This window comes from Mesorhizobium sp. IMUNJ 23033 (genome assembly GCF_044778005.1).
Classification (GTDB): domain Bacteria; phylum Pseudomonadota; class Alphaproteobacteria; order Rhizobiales; family Rhizobiaceae; genus Mesorhizobium; species Mesorhizobium amorphae_A.
The window spans coordinates 31067-49213 of sequence record NZ_JBJACT010000001.1 but is presented as its reverse complement, the minus strand read 5'-3'; the positions used below and the strand labels follow the sequence as shown (position 1 = coordinate 49213).

Genomic DNA, 18147 nt, shown 5'->3' with positions numbered 1-18147 from the left:
GTCTAACATTAAGACGATTGCATCAATATGCGGCTGTGACTTGCGCAAGGCAAGGACCCGCCGCCAACAAGGAGTGAAAAGATGAGCTTGATCCAACACCGCGCCCCTCTCTCGCATGAGGAGGAGTTCAAATACGCCAAGCTGGCCATGGAATGGTATGGCTGGGGGTCGCCCATCGGCCTCGGCATCCTGCTGGTGGCGCTGGCCGCCGCGGCCGTGCTGGTGCGCATTGCTGTGTACGGCTTCTAAACCCAGTACGGTCTTCCCAAAGGCGCGCCCAAGGCAGCGCCGGCCGCCTTCCCGGGTGCCGGCGCCGCCTGTTTTTAGGCCCGCTCTAAGTACGCAATTCCGGACGGAAAACCGCCGCGCACTTTTCCTGGAATTGCGCTAGACGGCGATCACCTTACCAAGGTGGTCACCCAACCGGCAGGCCAGTGCGGTGATGGTCGTCGTCGGGTTGCACTCGCCTGACGTGCAGAACACCGAGGAGCCGCCGACATAGAGATTGTCCATGCCATGGACCTTGCAGTTGGCGTCGACGACGCTTCTAGTCACATCCGTTCCCATGCGCGTGCCGCCCATATGATGATGGCCGGCGGTTTCCTCGTTGGTCGGATAGTCCCCGCCATTGCCGATCCAGTCGGCGATGCGAACGCGGCCGAGATTCTTCTGAGCCAGCGTCGTGCCGAACAGTCTCAACCCCTCCAGCAAGGTGCGGCGTTCCAGTTCCGACTTTTTCCAATGCAGTTCGATGCGCGGCACGCCGGCATGGTCGACATCGGTCTTCGACAGTTCGATCTGGTTCGAGGCCAGAGGTGCCTGTTCCCAGGCGACATAGAGCTGGGCGGCGCAGCGCAGGTTCTGGTTGAGCCTGGAGGACATCCATTCGGCCATGTCAGGCGCCGTGCAGGCAAGGTCGGCGATCAGGCGCTTGACATGGGGATAGGGCGTTTCGATCAGCCTGATACCGAAATTCATGATCTGCAGCCGTTCCATCGCGGCCAGCGTCGGCGAGAAGAAGGCCTCGTTGTCGGCATCGACCTCGAACTCGCCATAGTCGGCGAGGATGGCATTGCCGCCCTCGAAGGTCGGGTGCTCCATCCAGTAACGGCCGAGCGCGGTGGCGTTCGGCACGACGCCGCCATTCGAGCGCTGGTTCGACCACAGAAGCAGCCGCGAATTCTCCAGCCCGCCGGTGCAGGTGATGAAATAATCGGCACTGAAGGCGCCGGCGTCCTGGCCGCTCGACCACAGCCTGGCCCCGGTCACCCGCTTGCCGTCGCCGGCGAGCTCGGTGGCATAGGTGTTGAGCACCACGGCGATGTTCTTGCTCGCGTCCAGCTCGTCGGCGAATTTTTCGCCAAAGCGTACAGCCGGGCTCTTGATCAGCTGTGTCCAGCGGATGTCGTCCGAAATCGGCACATCCGGCCGGAAGTCGGGGAGCTCGAGGATGTCGTGCACCTCAGGCAGATAGGGCTCGATATCGGCACGGCTGATCGGCCAGCCGGTGTCCGGTGCCCAGGCCTTGGGCTCGAAATCTTGGCTGTCGAGCACGCGGCACCAGCCGGCCCAATGGTTCGAGGAGCCGCCCATGAAGCGCAGCCGCGTGATGTCGAGGTCGAAATAGGGATCGCCTACCGTGGTGCCGCGATAGAAATCCTGCGACTCGTCGCTGAATTCGCGTGAGCCCGCCTCCAGCACGACAACCGGAATGCCCGCGGCGTCAAGCTTTCTGGCGATCGTCGTGCCGGCGGGACCGGAACCGAGGATGCAGACCTTGGCCGGAAAGTTGGCCGCGCGAAAGGCCTCGTAACTGTCGAAAATCATGCGAGGTCGCTCCGCTTGAGGATCCAGCCATTGACCTCGACGATCTCGTCGGGGTCGACTACGGCAGCCTGGTTGCGGAACAGCGACAATGCCGGCAGTGCGATGAGCATCTGCACGATCATGCGGCGCGGCATTTTTCTGGTGAAGAAATTCCCGGTGAAGAAGGTCATGGCACGTCTTTCGATGGGGGCTTCGATCCACGCATGGCATTCCCTGAACGGCACACGCCCGTCAGGAAAAGCCAGTTTCGTGCCAACCTCGCCGGAAGACCTGCTACAACCGGGTAACCGGGCTGGTTGAGTGCAAACAAGGTTAGGATTTTCCGATCGCCGGTAGAGGCAGTGATGCGCTGTGGGCCTCAGGCGGCTTCCGGGACATCGCGGTCGAGGATCGCGAGATTGCGGCCACGATGCTTGGCCTCGTAGAGCCGGCGGTCGGCGGCGCGCATCAGGTCGGACACGCCGATGCCTTCGCCGCAGGTGGTGCCGCCGATGCTGACTGTCAGCGGAACCGTCCGCTCGTCGACGGGACGGAAGCGGATCAGTTCGACCTCCCGGCGGATGCGCTCGGCGACGCGTTTGGCCTCCTGTTCGGTGGCGCCGGTCAGGAAGGCGGCGAATTCCTCGCCGCCGATGCGGCCGAGCACGTCGCCGCTGCGCACACCGCGTTCGATGGCGGCGGCGATCAAGAGCAGCGCGTCGTCGCCGGTCAGATGACCGAAGCTGTCATTGATCTTCTTGAAGTGGTCGGCATCGATGATCAGCAGCGCGCCGCGATCGGATTTGCGCCGCGAGCCGTCGAGCGCAGCAAAGAAGCTCTCGCGGTTGAGCATGCCGGTCATGTCGTCGCGGCTGGCCTTTTCCGACAGGCGCCGGTGCGCGGCGGCAAGCTGGGCGTGTGCCCGGGCGAGTTCGCGATGCGCGCTTTTCAACCTCTCGCTCTGCCAAAAGGTGGTTGCACTGGCGATCCAGGCAAGGGCCAGTGGGCAGACTGTGGAGGTCAGCCAGATCGTGCGGCTGATCGGGAAGCCCAGTGCGGGGACGATGATCAGCGTCAACAAAAGCGAGACTGCTACCGAGCCGAAAGCGACGGCGGCGGATTTCAGAATTAGGCGATTCATCGCTGGCTCCCACAGAACCGCTTGTGTGCCCAGCAAGCCCTGAAGACCACCTTTCGGCGATGCTTAAAATTTGAAACGAGGCCCCACTTTCACATCTTTCGACGCGCATAAGTTGTGGATAAGCACCTGACCAGCGTGCCATAAGGAGGCATGACCACGCTGCCTGACCCCGCACGCTTCGCCCATGTCACCGACTGGGTGTTCGATCTCGACAACACGCTCTATCCGCACCATTCGAACCTGTTCGCGCAGATCGACGTGAAGATGACCGCCTATGTCGGAGAGCTGCTGACGCTGCCGCGCGACGAGGCGCGCAAGCTGCAGAAGGAACTCTACCTAGAGTATGGCACGACGCTGAACGGCCTGATGACGCGCCACGGCATCGACCCCGACGATTTTCTCGAAAAGGTCCATGACATCGACTATTCGTGGCTGGTGCCCGATCCGGTCCTCGGAGCCGCCATCCGCCAGTTGCCCGGGCGCAAGTTCATCTTCACCAACGGCGATCGCAGGCATGCCGAACGCACCGCGCGCCAGCTCGGTATACTCGAGCATTTCGACGCCATCTTCGACATCGTCGCGGCCGGGCTGAACCCCAAGCCGGCACGCCAGACCTATGAGCGGTTTGCCGAGCTGCACGCCGTCACCGGCCACAATGCGGTGATGTTCGAGGACCTTGCCCGCAATCTGGCCGTGCCGAAATCGCTCGGCATGACCACGGTGCTGGTGGTGCCGCGCAATTTCGAGCCGACCTTCTCGGAGATCTGGGAACGCGACCCGGCCAACGAGGACGACGTCGATTTCGTCACCGACGATCTAGCCAGTTTTCTCACGGCGATCGTCGAAGTGCCGGCCTGAGACGCGGGTCAGAGATTGTAAAAGCGGCTGATAATGCCCCAGGCCTCGTCGGCGGTGTCGACGAAATCGATGATGTCTTGGTCGCCGGGCGTGATCGTGCCCTGTTCGGCCAGGAAATCGAGATCGATCGCCTTTTGCCAGAAGGACTTGCCGAACAGGATCACCGGCACGCGCTCCATGCGCCCGGTCTGGATCAGCGTCAGCGTCTCGAAGAATTCGTCCATCGTGCCGAAGCCGCCGGGGAATACCGCGACCGCCTTGGCGCGCATGACGAAATGCATCTTGCGGATGGCGAAATAGTGGAAGTTGAAGCAGAGCTCGGGCGTCACATAGGCGTTCGGCGCCTGCTCGTGCGGCAGCACGATGTTGAGGCCGATCGACGGAGCGCCGACATCGTCGGCGCCGCGGTTGCCGGCTTCCATGACGCCAGGCCCGCCGCCGGTGACGACGACGAATTCTCGGTAGTAGGAGGTGGCCGACTGCTGCGAGCAGAGGCGGGCGAACTTGCGCGCCTCCTCGTAATAGCGGCTGTTCAGCTCGAGGTTCTTCTTCTGCGTGTCGTTCTTCGCCGCCCAAGCTTCGCCGCCGGGCTCGGGAATGCGCGCGCCGCCGAACAGGATCACGGTCGAACGGATGCCGCGTTCAGCGAGGATCATCTCCGGCTTCAGAAGCTCGAGCTGCAGCCGCACCGCGCGCAATTCGCGCCGTGTCATGAACTCGGGGTCGTTCCAGGCCAGACGGTAGGTGTCGGCGCGCGTCTGCGGCGTGTCCGGCACGCTCTTTGCGCGCTCCAGATCCTCGTCCGAATGCGGCAGCGGCGTCCACCCCGCCTTTTCCATTGGCGTCATTTGCTCTACCCGTCCCAATAATTCACTTGCGCCGTCCCATGGCGCACTCGCGATTGACCCCCAATAAGCCTTAACATAGGGTCCGCGCGACTTTCAAAATAGGTTAAGGCGCTGCCCCTTAACAGCTTGGTAACGGAGCGAAATCATGTCGAAGACTGATCTGGCGAGCCTCGAAAAGACCATCGAGAAGGCCTTCGAGGAGCGCGACACGATTTCGACCGCGACCCGGGGCGAGACGCGCGACGCCATCCAGTCGGCGCTCGATCTGCTCGACCGCGGCACCGTGCGTGTCGCCGAACGGCAGGACGATGGCAAGTGGCACGTCAACCAGTGGCTGAAGAAAGCGGTGCTGCTTTCCTTCCGGCTCAACCCGATGGAGATCATCAAGGGTGGTCCGGGCGAGGCGGTGTGGTGGGACAAGGTGCCGTCGAAATTCGACGGCTGGGGTGCCGTCGATTTCGAAAAGGCCGGCTTCCGTGCCGTACCCTCCTCGATCGTGCGTCGCTCGGCCTATATCGCGCCGGGCGCGGTGCTGATGCCGTCCTTCGTCAATGTCGGCGCCTATGTCGATACAGGCACCATGATCGACACCTGGGTCGGGGTCGGCTCCTGCGCCCAGATCGGCAAGAACGTGCATCTTTCGGGCGGCGTCGGCATCGGCGGCGTGCTGGAGCCGATGCAGGCCGGCCCGACCATCATCGAGGACAATTGCTTCATCGGCGCGCGCTCGGAAGTGGTCGAGGGCTGCATCGTACGTGAAGGCTCGGTGCTCGGCATGGGTGTGTTCATCGGCCAGTCGACCAAGATCGTCGACCGCGCCACCGGCGAGGTCTTCTATGGCGAAGTGCCGCCAAATTCCGTCGTCGTCGCCGGCTCGATGCCGGGCAAGGCCTTCCCGAACAACGAGCCCGGCCCCAGCCTCTACTGCGCCGTCATCGTCAAGCGGGTCGACGCCAAGACCCGCTCCAAGACCTCGATCAACGAATTGCTGCGCGATTGATCTTTTCCGGAAACGGACGCACCTTCCGCCGGCGCGACAATCCGTCGCGCTGGTTCGAGATGGAGGGGTAGCATGGACTGGAAATTCCTTCTGACCAGCTATGAAGGCCGCATCAATCGCGGCAAGCTCTGGGCCTGCGTCGGCGTGATATTCGTCGGCGGGCTTGTTGCGGCGATCATAGACAACATCATCGGCACGACATTCAACGGCGTGCCTTATGGTTTTGTGTATGTGATCTACGCGCTCGCCATGCTCTATAGCGTTTTCGCCGTCTACGCCAAACGCTGGCACGACCGGGACAAGTCGGGCTGGTGGTCGCTGATCGGGCTCGTGCCGATCATCGGCGGCATCTGGATGCTGGTCGAGCTCGGTATTCTCGAAGGCACCAGGGGCGCCAATCAGTATGGACCGGACCCGCTTGCCTGAAAAATCCGACCTCATCTGGCTGTTCTTCAAAACTTCAGGCCGCGTCAGCCGCGCGGCCTATTTTCTCGGTGGGCTGCTGGTGGCCATCGTGCAGGCCTTCCCGCTCTACCGCTTCACGCTGGTGGCGGAGGGTTCGCCCGAGAGCAACATGTGGTCGTTCATCTTCTTCGTCGCCTTCATCGCCTCGCTGTGGTCGAACATCGTGCTGGCGGTGAAGCGGCTGCACGATCTCGACAAGCCAGGCATCGCGGCGCTGGTGCTGTTCGTGCCGGTCGTCTCGATCATCGCCTTCCTGGTGCTCTGCCTGTTTCCCGGGCAGCCTGGACCCAACCGCTACGGTAGGCGCACCAACGCGCCGGCCGACTGACGGGGACCGGTCGATGCGCTACCGCACGCTTGATCCGAAACTGATCATCGAGACGGCCGAAAAACTGCAGGACCGCGTCGCGGAGCGTTTTCCCGATGCCGGCCTGCGCGGCGTCGCCGCCGAGCTGGTCTCCTTGTCGCGCGACCTGACAAAGGGCGCCAAGGCGCTGGAAGCGCCGATCTGGTGGCTGCGTGGCCTCATCGTCGCCGCCGTCGTCGCCGGGGCGCTGATGTTCCTGTTCGTCGGCACCGTCCTGCCGTTCGACCGCATTTCCAAGCCCGGCGACGCCGTCCAGTCGGTGCAAGGCATCGAAGCTTCGCTCAACATGGTCATCCTCGCCATTGTCGGCTTCCTGGCGCTGATCCGCTCGGAAGAGCGCATCAAGCGCAAGCAAGTGTTTCGCCAGCTGCACGGCTTGCGCTCGCTGATCCATGTCATCGACATGCACCAGCTGACCAAGGATCCGGCGACGCTTTCCGCCAGTTTCAAGCCGACCGCGCATTCGCCGGTCCGCATCACCAACGCCGCCGACCTGGCGCGCTATCTCGACTATTGCTCGGAAATGCTGTCGATCACCGGCAAGATCGCCGCGCTGTTCGCCCAGTCCGTCAATGACAACGTCGTCATCGACGGCGTCAACGACATCGAGAACCTGGCCTCCAACCTGTCGCGCAAGATCTGGCAGAAGATCACCCTGATCGAAGGCCGGCCTCAGGATGGTCGACGGGGGAAAAAGAACCAATCCTGATCCATCAGGCCCTGACCGCTTCCGGGGCCAGCCCGGGCGAGCCCTGTCTTTGCCACTCGGCCTCGCGCACCAAAGCCGCGACGCGCGCCGTTACAGGCGCCGGCACGCCTGCCTTTTCCGCCAGGCTGAGCACCGCGCCCTGCAGCTCGCCGATCTCCGTCGGCCGGCCGCGCTGCAGATCGTCCCACATCGACGAGCGTGCCTCTGGGTCGATGGCCAGCATGCGTCGGGCCAGACGCTTGAACAGCCAGTCCGGCAGGCGGAGCACTTTTGGCATCAGCGCAGGGGGCAAGCCGGCAATCCGTGCTGATTTGATGCCGCAAGTCTTCATTGCCGCCAGCGCCTCGCCGATCTGGCCAGCCAGGATCAGCCGCCAGCGGCGGTCTGCCAGTTCGGTGGCCAAAGGCAGGTTGGACAGCGCCACCAGCGCGTTGTTCAGGTTCATCAACAGCTTGCCCCACAGCACCGCCGTCATGTCGCCATGGGTTTCAACTGCCAGCCCCTCGACAGCAAACAATTCGGCCAGGCCGGCCACGCCGTCCTCGATCATCACCTTGCCCTCGCTGGCGCGGTGCACGCGCAGTGGCTCGCCGTCAGGTGACTGGACGACGTTGAAGGGCACCATGCCGGCAAGCACTTGCCGGCCGGCCAACCCTGTCCGCAGCCTGTCGGCATTGTCGACGCCGTTCTGCAGGCTGACCACAATGGCATCCGGGCGGGCGTTGGCGGCAATCAGCGCAGCCATCTCCTGCGTCGCGCCGCTCTTGACCGTCACCAGGATCACCTCGGCATCGCGCAGGGCGGCCGCCGGATCGGCTGTGGCCGACAGCGCCTCCGGGCTCACGCAGCGGTCGCGGCCGTCGAGATCGGTGACCCGCAAACCATCCTTGCGCACCACATCGCCGATGCGTGGCCGTGCCAGCAGAATTACCCGCCGGCCGGCCAGCGCCAGACAGCCGCCGACATAGCAGCCGATGCTGCCGGCGCCGGCGATTGCGACCATGCTGTCGTTGTTGGCCATGCGATAGTCCATTGTTGGCCCGCAACTATACGGCATGAAAACCATATTGTCGGCGCCATGGCCGGCCATGATGTCTGGCCGTGACAGGCCTTCCGCTTTCGACTATCGCTTTGCCCATGAATTTGCCGACCGACCCCGCCGCAAACCTTGCCGCCCTGATCCGCTGTGCCTCGGTGACGCCCGCCGAAGGCGGGGCGCTCGGCGCGCTGGAAGACATGCTGAAGCCGCTGGGCTTCTCGGTCGAGCGCCCGGTGTTTTCGGAGGACGGCACGCCGGACATCGAAAACCTCTATGCGCGGCGCTCCGGCAACGGGCCACATTTGATGTTCGCCGGCCATATCGATGTGGTGCCGGTCGGCGACGAAGCCGCCTGGACGCACCCGCCCTTCGCCGCCGAAATCGCCAATGGCGAGATGTATGGCCGAGGCGCCGTCGACATGAAGGGCGGCATCGCCTGTTTCATCGCGGCGGTGGCCCGTCATGTCGAGGAGAATGGCGGCCCGAAGGGCTCGGTCTCGCTGCTGATCACCGGCGACGAAGAGGGCCCGGCGATCAACGGCACGACAAAGCTGCTCGAATGGGCCGCCGGCAAGGGCGAGAAATGGGATGCCTCGATCGTTGGCGAACCAACCAATCCGGACGCGCTCGGCGACATGATCAAGATCGGCCGGCGCGGCTCGCTGTCCGGCAGCATCATCGTCAACGGCCGGCAGGGCCACGCCGCCTATCCGCAGCTCGCCGACAACCCGGTGCGCGGGCTGATGGGTCTGGTCGATGCCTTGCTCTATCCGGCCTTCGACGAGGGAACGAAGGATTTCCAGGCGACCAATCTGGAAGTGACCTCCATCGATGTCGGGAACCCGGCCACCAACGTCATCCCGGCGAGGGCGACGGCGACCTTCAACATCCGCTTCAACGACACATGGACGGCCGAGACCATCCAGGCCGAGATCCACAACCGGCTCGACCAGGCGGCCGGGCGCACAAAATACCGGCCGGGCAAGAAAACGCCGGTCGACTACGATATTGTCTGGCGCGACCGGCCGAGCCATGTGTTTCTCACCCGCGACGACCGGCTGATCGAAACGCTCAGCCAATCGGTCAAGACGGCCATCGGTAGGAAGCCGGCGCTGTCGACCTCGGGCGGCACCTCAGACGCCCGCTTCATCAAGGATTATTGTCCGGTGGTCGAATTCGGTCTGGTCGGCAAGACCATGCACATGGTCGATGAGCGCGTCGCGCTTGCCGATCTCGAGACGCTGACGCGGATCTACCAGCGCTTCATCGAAGACTGGTTCGAGCGAGGCGCAGCCTAACCATGCATTCGGTGTGATCATGCTTTCGGCCGATGAAACCTACGCTTCGCTGGCCGGCGCCTGGCGGCTGATGCTCGGCAAGGCCGACGGCCTGCGCCTGCTCGACCTTTCGGCCGACGGTTTCTGGAATTCCTTCTTCGCCATAGTCGTGGCGGCGCCGGCGCTGATCGTCGGCTGGGTCGGCATCGCCAACGAGATCGGTGACCCGAACGCATTCGCCGGACGCTTCAGCATGCTTCTGCGGCTGGCGACGGTCGACATCGGCTCCTGGGTGCTGCCGCTGGTCGGCCTGGCGCTGGTCGCGCCGCGCCTCGGCCTTGGCGGCCGCTTCGTCCACTATGTCGTCGCCAGCAACTGGGCATCGGCGATCGTCGCCTGGCTGATGCTGCCGTCGGCGCTGATCAGGCTTTTCCTGCCGTCGACCGACGAAGTTTCGGGGCTGGTGTCGCTGGTTTTGTTTGCGCTGTCGATGGTGCTGACCTGGCGCATGACCAATGCCGTCATCGGCAGGGGCGCGGCAGTCGGCACGGCTGTCTTTGCCGGCATGTTCGTGGCGTCGCTGGCCGTGTTGTTCGGGCTGCAGGCGCTGCTCGGCATCACCATACCGACCAGCATCGAGAGCTGATCTTTCTGAACCGAAACGCTGGTCGAGCCTACCGGGCTTCTGCGAACGTCTGCGGATAGTCGACGCCGATCAGGAAAAGCCCGTCGGGCGGCGCCACCTGGCCGCAGGCGGCGCGGTCGTGCGCGTCGAGCGCTGCCTTGAGGTCGGCGGCGCGCCAACTGCCGTCGCCGACGCGCTTGAGCGAGCCGACCATCGAGCGCACCTGGTTGTGCAGGAAGGAGCGCGCCGAGGCCCTGACCTCGATCAAATCGCCCTCCCGGCTGACGTCAAGACGATCGAGCGTTCTGAGCGGGCTGTCGGCCTGGCACTGCGTCGAGCGGAAGGTGGTGAAATCATGCCGCCCGAGCAGCAGCTTGGCCGCCTCGTGCATGGCGGCGGCGTCGAGCCGCTTCGGCACCCACCAGACCTTGCCCTTTTCCAGCGCCGAGGGTGCGCGCCGGTTGAGGATGCGGTAGAGATAGTGGCGGCCGGTGGCCGAGAAGCGCGCGTCGAAGCCGTCAGGGACGGCCGCTGCCTTGAGAAGGGCTATGCGGGCGCCCGCCATTTGCAGATGGGCGTTGACGGCGTCGCGCACCTTGTCGCCGGGCCACGCCTTGGCGAGGTCGACATGCGCCACCTGGGCGGTCGCATGCACGCCGGCATCGGTGCGGCCGGCGGCACGCAACCTGACCTCTTCGCCGCAGAATCTTTCGATCGCCTGTTCGATCGCCTGCTGCACCGAAGGCTGATCCGCCTGCTGCTGCCAGCCGGCAAATTGGCTGCCGTCATATTCGATGTCGAGGCGAAAACGCGGCATATGCGAAGTGCACTCGCCGCTTAAGCGGCGAGTGCGGTAAAGGCCGAAGCGTAGACGAGCTTGCCCGCCTCAGGAGCGTCGCCCCAGGCCAGCGCCTGCAGCGCTTCGCCCTGATACTCGCTTTCGAAGTTTTCGGCGCGGGCGTGGGTGTAGCCGAAGCGGCCGTAATAGGCCGGATCGCCGAGCACCACAGCCAGGCTCTCGCCGGCGTCCTTGAGGCGGATATGCGCCTCGCGGATCAGCGCGCCGCCAATGCCCGAGCCATGGAAAGACGGTTCGACGGCCAGCGGCGCCAGCGCCACGGCCGGGAAGCTCTTGCCGCCGTTGCCCACGAAAAGCCTGGAAAACAGGATGTGGCCGACCACCTGGCCGTCCTCTTCCGCCACCAGTTCGACGACGGCATCGCCGCCGGTGACCAGCGCGTCGACCAGCCCGGCCTCCGCCTGCTGGCCGAATGCATGTTCCTCGACGAGGCGGATCGCCTCGCGATCCCGCGGCGTCGCCGCGCGTATCGACATCATGCTCATGAGAGTTTCGTTCCTTTTTCGATCTTGGCTCCGCGCAAAAACTCCTGCGCGGTGGTGGGCCTTCCGCCCGCCCGTTGCACTTCGACCAACCTGATTGCGCCTGACCCGCAGGCGACCGTCAGCCGGTCATCGAGAACTCCTCCCGACTCGCCGACGCCATCCGTAAGCGTCGAGCGAAGCAGTTTCAGCCGCTCCATGCGGCCGCCAATGTCGACCTCGCACCACGCGCCCGGAAAGGGCGAGAGGCCGCGAATGTGATTGTGGACTTCGCCGGCAGGCCGCGTCCAGTCTACGCGCGTCTCCGATTTATCGATCTTTTTGGCGTAGGTCACCCCCGCCGTCGCCTGTTGGGTAAATGTCAGACAATTTATCCCCAGCCGCGTCAATGCTTCCACGATCAGCGAAGCGCCCATGTCCATCAGCCGGTCATGCAACGCGCCGGCCGTCATATCGGGTGCGATGGCGCATTTTTCAACCATTGCCACCGGACCGGTATCGAGGCCTTCCTCCATCCGCATCACCATCATGCCGGTTTCGGCGTCGCCGGCCATGATGGCGCGCTGGATGGGAGCAGCACCCCGCCAGCGCGGCAGAAGCGACGCATGGCCGTTGAGGCAGCCGAGCCGGGTTGCCTCCAGAACCGCCTTCGGCAGCAGCAGCCCATAGGCGACGACCACTGCGACATCGGCGCGCAGGGCGGCGAATGCCTGCTGTTCCGCCTCGCCCTTCAGCGAGGTCGGCGTCCGCACCTCGATGCCCAGCCGCTCCGCCTCGCGCTGCACCGGCGACGGCGTCAGTTCCAGCCCGCGCCGGCCCGCGGCGCGGGGCGGCTGCGTGTAGACGGCTGCTATTTCGTGACCGGCCTCGGCGATCGCCCGCAGCGTTGGCACGGAAAACTCCGGCGTGCCCATGAAGATGACGCGAAGGGGCATGCCCCTATCCCACCATCTTGCCCGGCGCCTTGTCCTTGGCGAGCTTCTTGAACTTCTTCACCACCATGTCGCGCTTCAGCTTCGATATGTGGTCGATGAACAGCACGCCGTTGAGATGGTCGATCTCGTGCTGCAGGCAGGTCGCCATCAAGCCTTCGGCCTGCATCTCCTGCAGCTTGCCGTCGCGGTCGAGGTACTTCACCCGCACCGAGGCCGGGCGCTCGACCTCGGCATAATAGTCCGGGATCGACAGGCAGCCTTCCTCGTAGACCGAGCGCTGGTCGGAACTTTCGAGGATCTCCGGATTGATGAAGATATGCGGCGCCGGCGTGTCGTCTTCCTTGGCAAGGTCGATGACCAGCATGCGCAGCGGCTGGCCGATCTGAATTGCCGCGAGACCGATGCCGGGCGCTTCATACATGGTGTCCAGCATGTCGCCGGCCAGCTTGCGCAAGGGCGCGTCGACACGCTCGACCGGTTTGGAAACCTGGCGCAGGACGGGATCGGGAAGAATGATAAGCGGCTTGATCGACATGGCGTCTCACCTAAGACGTCACAGGAAAAGCGTCAACGGGGGCAATCGGAGGCCGTTCACGTTTTGATCTGTGCCGGCGGACCGAATCATCTATGCTGGCAACCATGAACGACCTGACCTCCATCCTTTCCGAACCCGTCGCCCGGCTCGGCGCTAGCACGTTCACGCTCGGCCATGCGCTGGCCTTCGGCACGGTGCTGTTTCTCGGCCTGTTCCTGTCGTTGATCGTCGCGCTGTGGCGGTCGGCCAGGGCGCGCGCGGTGGCGGCGGCGGAAGCCGCCGACCACGCCCGCGATGCCGAGGCGCGGATGGCCGGCATCCTGCAGAGCCAGGCCGAGATGCAGGGCCGCATGGGCGCGATCGCCGAAGTGTTCGGCGCGCGGCAGGCCGAACTCACCCAGTCGATCGGCCAGCGGCTTGATGCGATGACCGGGCGTCTTGGCCAGACCATGACCGAGCAGACCAAATCGACGCATGAGAGCCTTGCCAAATTGCAGGAGCGGCTGGCGGTGATCGATACGGCGCAAGGCAATATCCAGTCGCTCGCCGGCCAGGTGGTGCAATTGCAGGCGATCCTCTCCAACAAGCAGACGCGCGGCGCCTTCGGCCAGTCGCGCATGGAGGCGATCGTCGCCGACGGCCTGCCGCATGGCGCCTACGAATTCCAGGCCACCTTGTCGAACGGCAGCCGGCCCGACTGCCTGGTGAGGATGCCGAACGGCGCGCCTTCACTGGCCGTCGACGCAAAATTCCCGCTGGAGGCATGGAACGCCATCCGCGCCGCCGACGGCACCGACCTGCAGAAAGTCGCCGCACAGGCGTTCCGTCGCGACATCGAAATCCATGTCCGCGATATCGCCGAAAAATACCTGATCCAGGGCGAGACGCAGGACACCGCCTTCATGTTCGTGCCCTCGGAATCGGTGTTCGCCGAGATCCACGAGAATTTCGAGGCGGTGGTGCAGAAGGCGCACCGCGCCCGCGTCATCATCGTCTCGCCGTCGCTGCTGATGCTGTCGATCCAGGTCATCCAGGCGATCCTCAAGGATGCCCGCATGCGCGAGCAGGCGCATCTGATCCAGGGAGAGGTCATCAGGCTGATGGAGGACGTTGCGCGCGTCGACGAGCGGGTGCGCCGGCTGCAGACGCATTTCGGCCAGGCGACGAAGGACATCGACGACATCCTCGTTTCTACATCAAAAGTGACCAAGCGCGGCCAGAAGATCGAAGCGCTGGAGTTCGCCGAAGGCGAAGCCGAGCCCCCGCGCCCCAGTGCTGGCAAGGTCGAGACCGGCGCGCGCGTCGCCGACTCCAAGACAGGCCAGTTGCGGCTGCGAGTGGTCGAGGGCGACGACTGAGCCGCCGCGCCGGCTGCTACTGTTCCTCGACGGTCGTCATGCCTTCAAATTCCGGCAACCAGTGCAATGCCGAGCGGTGCCAAACCTGTTTCCTCGGGACCAGGTCCTCGCGCTGATGCGCCGTGCCGACCCTGATGCCGTAGATCTTCGGGCCATCGCCGACCGATGTCGCATAGAGGTGCGATCCGCACTCGCCGCAAAAGCCCTGGGCACGCTTGGCGCCAGTGGATCCGGTCTTGATATAGACCTTCGGTGTGCCGCTGGTGATCCTGTAGTTGCTTTCCGGTGCCGGAACCGTCACCCGGAATGCCGTGCCGGTTAGTTTCTGGCAATCCGTGCAGTGGCAGATCGAGGTCTTTTCCGGATCGACCTCGGCCTCATAGGTGATGGCACCGCAATGGCACCCGCCGTCAATTCTCATCTTCGCTTCTCCCGAATTCCAACTGCAATCTTAGTGCAGCGCGGTCGTGAGGCAACGGCTGTCGACTAGTCCAGAGCCTCTCCGGATGCCTTCTCGATCGCCTTGCGGCGGCGCTCCCAGGTTCCAGCCGACTGCGGCTTGACGAACAGCCGCGAAATCTCCGGCATTTCCGTTTTCAGCCGCGCCTCCAGCCGCTCGACGCAGGCCTCGATCTCGGGCGCGGTCATATGATCCTCGAATTCGATGCTGAGGCCGGCGACGATTTCCTGCGGGCCGATATGGACGCTCAAGATGCCATTGGCGCGCTGCACCGCTGGGTCTTTCTGGGCAATCGCCAGCACCTTCTTCTGCACTTCGGGCGAGGCCGGTTCGCCGAGCAGCAGGCCCTTGCTTTCGCGCGCCAGGAAGATGGCGGTGGCGCCGAGGATCATAGCGATGCCGATCGACGCTGCACCATCGAGCTCAGGCATCGCGAATATCTCCGCCGCCAATATTCCGGCAAAGGCGACGATCAGGCCGAGCAGCGCGGCGCTGTCCTCGAACAGCACCGTGTAGACGCTCGGATCCTTGCTGAGTTGCACCGCCTCGATCCAGCCGAGCCTGCCCTTCTCGCGGCGGAATTCCTTCAGCGCCACGTACCAGGAACTGCCCTCGAACAGGAAGGAGAGGCCGAGCACGACATAGTTGACCATTGCATTCGCGACCGGCTCGGGCGCCACGATGTGCATCACGCCTTCGTAGAACGACACACCGGCGCCGAGCGCGAAGACGAGAAGTGCGACGATAAAGCTCCAGAAATAGAGCTCGCGGCCGTGACCGAGCGGATGCATGCGGTCGGGCGGTCGGGCGGCGCGATGCATGCCGTAGAGCAGCAGCCCGCCATTGCCGGTGTCGACCAGTGAATGGACGCCCTCCGACAGCATGGCCGAGCTGCCGGTGAAGAAGGCGGCGGCGAATTTGGTCAGCGCGATGGCAAGATTGCCGGCGAGCGCCGCATAGATGACCTTCCTCGACCCGCCATGCGCCGCCATGGTTTTCTACCCTGTCCGATGCTCCCGAGAGCCTAGCGGCCAACCCGCCAAAGCTCCACAGGCATTCACAACGCGCAAAGGGTCCAGTCGTTCAGAGGGAAGGCGGGCATCGCGAGCCCTTACTCGATGACCTCGTCGGTCCATACCTTGAAGCCGGCGAGCGTGCCCGGCCCGAAGATATGGGTCAGCGGCACATCGGCCGCGTCGCGGCCCGAGGCAATCAGGATGCGGCCGATGCGCGGGGCGTTGTTGCGCGGATCGAAAGCGTGCCAGCGGCCGCCGAGATAGACCTCCATCCAGGCGGCGAAGTCCATGCTCGACCATGGCTTTGGCGTGCCGATGTCGCTGATGTAGCCGGTGCAGTAGCGGGTCGGGATGTTTAGCGCCCGACAGAAGGCGACCGCCAGATGGGCGAAGTCGCGGCAGACACCGCTTTGCTCGCGATAGGCTTCGGCTGCCGTGCGCGTCGGCCGCGCATTGCCGTAGTTGAAGACGATGTGGTTGTGAACGAAGTCGCAGACCGCCTGGACACGTCGAACGCCGAGCGGCGTGTTGCCGAACAGCCGCCACGCTTCGTCTGCCAGCACATCGCTCTCGCAATAGCGGCTGGGCAGCAGGAACAGCAGCGTGTCCGACGGCAGGTCGCGCACCTCGTGCTGCCAGGCCATCAGGTCGCCCATCTCGAAGGTGCCGGGGTCGCGGATCACCGCATCGGTGCCGAAGGTGAAGCGCCCGGCCGGGGCGACAAAACGGTTGCACCAATTGCCGAAGCTGTCGCGATAGCTTTCGATCGGCACCGGTGGGTTGGAGGTCAGGAAATCCGGCCGTTCGAGATCGGATGCCCTGGAATAGTGGACATTGAGCATCGCGATTAAAGGTGTTTCCTGCGGAAAGTCGAAGCTCATCTCGCAGCCGATATGGATTCGCATTCTCGTCCTGACCGGCCTGCCTGATCGTCATCCGGGGAAAGCCGGATTGATGCTGCAGTGCTCAGAAGACCATCGCATGGTCCGGGGCCGTTGACGAGGAAAATAGAAAATGCGTTGACAGGACCACGACTGGCGCGTCGAGATGCAACAGGCTCTTGCAGTCGGACCAATCTCTTGTTTCACTTCGGGGCCACCAATTGGAGGAGCGAATCATGGCTAAAGGTGCGATGAAGGCGGGCAAGGAAGCCCGCAAGCCGAAGAAGGATGCGAAGAAGCCTGCCGCAGCCCCGGCGCTCAAGGCGCCACCGGTCAAGGCGATGAGGCTCAAGGAAAAGTAGGCCGCTCGGGACATTTCTAATCCCGGCCAATCCGTTTCGGCGCAGATTTACAAACCGGCGGCATGAACAGTGCTGCCGGTGTTTTGTTGATCGGGCAGGCGGAGCTTCCTATATCGAAGCGGCGAGGATGACCTCGCGCCCTCCCCGAAATTCGGCCGGGACGACCCGCCAAAGTGTTGCTGTGTGCGTGGCGTTATCCCAAAAACCGCGCACTTTTGGGCGACACGCACCGAACGGAGCGTACCCGATGTCGTGGATTTACCTGTTCTTCGCCGGCCTATTCGAGATCGGCTGGGCGATCGGCCTCAAATACACCGATGGCTTCTCGAAGCTGGTGCCGACCGTCCTGACCGTGGCTTCGATGATCGTCGGCCTGGGCTTGCTCGGCCTGGCGCTGAAGGCGCTGCCGGTCGGCACGGCCTATGCGGTATGGACCGGCATCGGCACCGTCGGCACGGCGCTGCTCGGCATCTGGCTGCTCGGCGAGCCAGCGACCGCGATCCGGCTCGGCTGCATCGCGCTCATCGTCTGCGGCATCATGGGGTTGAAGCTCGCCGCCTGATGCAGGCAGGCCGCCCGCTCCCATGCCTGGCAAAATTTGGATGCAGAAACGCGTTCCGGGCCGCCGCGGGCGGCCCTGGCATTCGATCCGAGTCGATCGCGCCGAAAGCTAGCGGGCGGAGAAGCCCGGAGGCGTCCTGCCGGTGCGCTGCTTGCGTGCCGCGTAACGTGCGTCGCGCTTGGCCTTGCGTTCGGCTTCGTCGGCAAGCAGACGGGCAATGCGCTCGTTTTCTTCGGCTTCCCGAATCTTGGCCTCCGCTTGCGCTGCTTCTTCAGCAGCGATGCGGGCCGCTTCAGCGGCTGCCTCGCGCTCGGCCTTCTCGATCGCTTCGCGCGCAAGCTTTTCCTGCTTCAGCCTGGCCTTTTCGGCCTCGCGTGTCGCACGTGCCTCGAGGATTGCCTTGCGTTCGGCCTGTCGCGCCAGCACCGCAGGATCATCTGCCGCCGGCTTTGACTTGAAACGCTCCAGAAGCGCCTTCTTTGCCTCGTTTGCGGCATTGCGCCGCTCGAAAATGTCTTTTTCCCTGTAGATAGCCAAGTCCACTTCCCTGAAGTCAATTCGC

24 protein-coding genes are annotated in these 18147 nt (G+C 64.1%); 11 read left to right on the top strand and 13 right to left on the bottom strand.

The features are described 5' to 3' along the window. Positions 1-81 precede the first annotated feature (81 nt). Positions 82-249, top strand: coding sequence for a hypothetical protein (locus tag ACFX5Q_RS00280; RefSeq protein WP_192178191.1), 168 nt, complete (start codon positions 82-84; stop codon positions 247-249). Positions 250-387: 138 nt separating this feature from the next. Here the strand turns inward: ACFX5Q_RS00280 and ACFX5Q_RS00275 are convergent, their stop codons facing one another. The 3 genes from ACFX5Q_RS00275 to ACFX5Q_RS00265 form a co-directional block, all read right to left on the bottom strand. Then, positions 388-1827: a GMC oxidoreductase gene (locus ACFX5Q_RS00275; protein ID WP_404274488.1), complete on the bottom strand. Its 1440-nt coding sequence runs from the start codon at positions 1825-1827 to the stop codon at positions 388-390. Further along, positions 1824-1997: a hypothetical protein gene (locus ACFX5Q_RS00270; RefSeq protein WP_404274487.1), complete on the bottom strand. Its 174-nt coding sequence runs from the start codon at positions 1995-1997 to the stop codon at positions 1824-1826. The genes ACFX5Q_RS00275 and ACFX5Q_RS00270 overlap by 4 nt, the downstream gene beginning before the upstream one ends. 188 nt (positions 1998-2185) lie before the next feature. Then, the gene (locus ACFX5Q_RS00265) at positions 2186-2947 is read right to left on the bottom strand and encodes a GGDEF domain-containing protein (RefSeq protein ID WP_006200629.1); all 762 of its coding nucleotides are present in this window, start codon (positions 2945-2947) and stop codon (positions 2186-2188) included. 150 nt (positions 2948-3097) lie between these two features. On the opposite strand from ACFX5Q_RS00265, the gene ACFX5Q_RS00260 reads away from it, so the two are divergent. Then, entirely contained in the window at positions 3098-3805 is a 708-nt protein-coding gene (locus ACFX5Q_RS00260) for a pyrimidine 5'-nucleotidase (RefSeq protein WP_006200628.1), read from the top strand. Between the two features lie 8 nt (positions 3806-3813). Here the strand turns inward: ACFX5Q_RS00260 and ACFX5Q_RS00255 are convergent, their stop codons facing one another. Further along, positions 3814-4653: an LOG family protein gene (locus ACFX5Q_RS00255; protein WP_404274486.1), complete on the bottom strand. Its 840-nt coding sequence runs from the start codon at positions 4651-4653 to the stop codon at positions 3814-3816. 145 nt (positions 4654-4798) lie between these two features. Between ACFX5Q_RS00255 and dapD the strand changes: the two genes are divergently transcribed. The 4 genes from dapD (at position 4799) to ACFX5Q_RS00235 (ending at position 7194) form a co-directional block, all read left to right on the top strand. After that, positions 4799-5653, top strand: coding sequence for a 2,3,4,5-tetrahydropyridine-2,6-dicarboxylate N-succinyltransferase (gene dapD, locus ACFX5Q_RS00250; RefSeq protein WP_404274485.1), 855 nt, complete (start codon positions 4799-4801; stop codon positions 5651-5653). Between the two features lie 72 nt (positions 5654-5725). After that, complete coding sequence (locus ACFX5Q_RS00245; protein ID WP_404274484.1) at positions 5726-6079, top strand: DUF805 domain-containing protein; 354 nt, start codon at positions 5726-5728, stop codon at positions 6077-6079. Beyond that, positions 6072-6446 (top strand): DUF805 domain-containing protein, encoded by a 375-nt coding sequence (locus ACFX5Q_RS00240; RefSeq protein WP_167480895.1) that lies wholly within the window; start codon positions 6072-6074, stop codon positions 6444-6446. Before ACFX5Q_RS00245 ends, ACFX5Q_RS00240 begins: the two co-directional genes overlap by 8 nt. Positions 6447-6459: 13 nt before the next feature. Next, positions 6460-7194 (top strand): hypothetical protein, encoded by a 735-nt coding sequence (locus ACFX5Q_RS00235; protein WP_404274483.1) that lies wholly within the window; start codon positions 6460-6462, stop codon positions 7192-7194. A 4-nt stretch (positions 7195-7198) separates the two neighbouring features. Here the strand turns inward: ACFX5Q_RS00235 and ACFX5Q_RS00230 are convergent, their stop codons facing one another. After that, on the bottom strand, positions 7199-8215 hold the full coding sequence (locus ACFX5Q_RS00230) for a 2-dehydropantoate 2-reductase (RefSeq protein WP_404274481.1): 1017 nt from the start codon (positions 8213-8215) through the stop codon (positions 7199-7201). A gap of 116 nt (positions 8216-8331) precedes the next feature. Between ACFX5Q_RS00230 and dapE the strand changes: the two genes are divergently transcribed. Continuing rightward, entirely contained in the window at positions 8332-9531 is a 1200-nt protein-coding gene (dapE, locus tag ACFX5Q_RS00225) for a succinyl-diaminopimelate desuccinylase (RefSeq protein WP_404274479.1), read from the top strand. Positions 9532-9550: 19 nt separating this feature from the next. After that, positions 9551-10156: a transporter gene (locus ACFX5Q_RS00220; protein ID WP_404274476.1), complete on the top strand. Its 606-nt coding sequence runs from the start codon at positions 9551-9553 to the stop codon at positions 10154-10156. A gap of 28 nt (positions 10157-10184) precedes the next feature. Here the strand turns inward: ACFX5Q_RS00220 and truA are convergent, their stop codons facing one another. The 4 genes from truA to def are packed head-to-tail and all read right to left on the bottom strand — an operon-like array spanning position 10185 to position 12946. Continuing rightward, the gene (truA, locus tag ACFX5Q_RS00215) at positions 10185-10952 is read right to left on the bottom strand and encodes a tRNA pseudouridine(38-40) synthase TruA (protein ID WP_404274474.1); all 768 of its coding nucleotides are present in this window, start codon (positions 10950-10952) and stop codon (positions 10185-10187) included. A 20-nt stretch (positions 10953-10972) separates the two neighbouring features. Beyond that, positions 10973-11479 carry a GNAT family N-acetyltransferase gene (locus ACFX5Q_RS00210; RefSeq protein ID WP_006200618.1) on the bottom strand — a complete coding sequence of 169 codons (507 nt, stop codon included), beginning with the start codon at positions 11477-11479 and terminating at the stop codon, positions 10973-10975. Further along, complete coding sequence (fmt, locus tag ACFX5Q_RS00205; protein ID WP_404274472.1) at positions 11476-12411, bottom strand: methionyl-tRNA formyltransferase; 936 nt, start codon at positions 12409-12411, stop codon at positions 11476-11478. The genes ACFX5Q_RS00210 and fmt overlap by 4 nt, the downstream gene beginning before the upstream one ends. Positions 12412-12415: 4 nt before the next feature. Beyond that, positions 12416-12946: a peptide deformylase gene (gene def, locus ACFX5Q_RS00200; protein WP_404274470.1), complete on the bottom strand. Its 531-nt coding sequence runs from the start codon at positions 12944-12946 to the stop codon at positions 12416-12418. Between the two features lie 104 nt (positions 12947-13050). Here def and ACFX5Q_RS00195 point away from each other — a divergent pair, with 104 nt between their 5' ends. Continuing rightward, the gene (locus tag ACFX5Q_RS00195; protein WP_404275336.1) at positions 13051-14304 is read left to right on the top strand and encodes a DNA recombination protein RmuC; all 1254 of its coding nucleotides are present in this window, start codon (positions 13051-13053) and stop codon (positions 14302-14304) included. A 16-nt stretch (positions 14305-14320) separates the two neighbouring features. Here ACFX5Q_RS00195 and ACFX5Q_RS00190 read toward each other — a convergent pair whose 3' ends face one another. The 3 genes from ACFX5Q_RS00190 to ACFX5Q_RS00180 all read right to left on the bottom strand — a co-directional run bounded on the left by ACFX5Q_RS00190 (position 14321) and on the right by ACFX5Q_RS00180 (position 16685). Beyond that, positions 14321-14725, bottom strand: coding sequence for a GFA family protein (locus ACFX5Q_RS00190; protein ID WP_404274469.1), 405 nt, complete (start codon positions 14723-14725; stop codon positions 14321-14323). 65 nt (positions 14726-14790) lie between these two features. Continuing rightward, on the bottom strand, positions 14791-15756 hold the full coding sequence (locus tag ACFX5Q_RS00185; protein ID WP_404274467.1) for a cation diffusion facilitator family transporter: 966 nt from the start codon (positions 15754-15756) through the stop codon (positions 14791-14793). 119 nt (positions 15757-15875) lie between these two features. Beyond that, on the bottom strand, positions 15876-16685 hold the full coding sequence (locus ACFX5Q_RS00180; protein WP_404274465.1) for a transglutaminase family protein: 810 nt from the start codon (positions 16683-16685) through the stop codon (positions 15876-15878). Positions 16686-16897: 212 nt separating this feature from the next. Here ACFX5Q_RS00180 and ACFX5Q_RS00175 point away from each other — a divergent pair, with 212 nt between their 5' ends. Both ACFX5Q_RS00175 and sugE read left to right on the top strand, forming a co-directional pair. Beyond that, positions 16898-17023 (top strand): hypothetical protein, encoded by a 126-nt coding sequence (locus tag ACFX5Q_RS00175; RefSeq protein WP_006200611.1) that lies wholly within the window; start codon positions 16898-16900, stop codon positions 17021-17023. 247 nt (positions 17024-17270) lie between these two features. Then, a complete protein-coding gene (sugE, locus tag ACFX5Q_RS00170; protein WP_404274462.1) occupies positions 17271-17585 on the top strand; it encodes a quaternary ammonium compound efflux SMR transporter SugE in 315 nt (104 codons plus the stop codon). Between the two features lie 108 nt (positions 17586-17693). On the opposite strand, the gene ACFX5Q_RS00165 is transcribed toward sugE, so the two are convergent. Then, complete coding sequence (locus tag ACFX5Q_RS00165; protein WP_192178173.1) at positions 17694-18122, bottom strand: DUF6481 family protein; 429 nt, start codon at positions 18120-18122, stop codon at positions 17694-17696. Positions 18123-18147 lie beyond the last annotated feature (25 nt).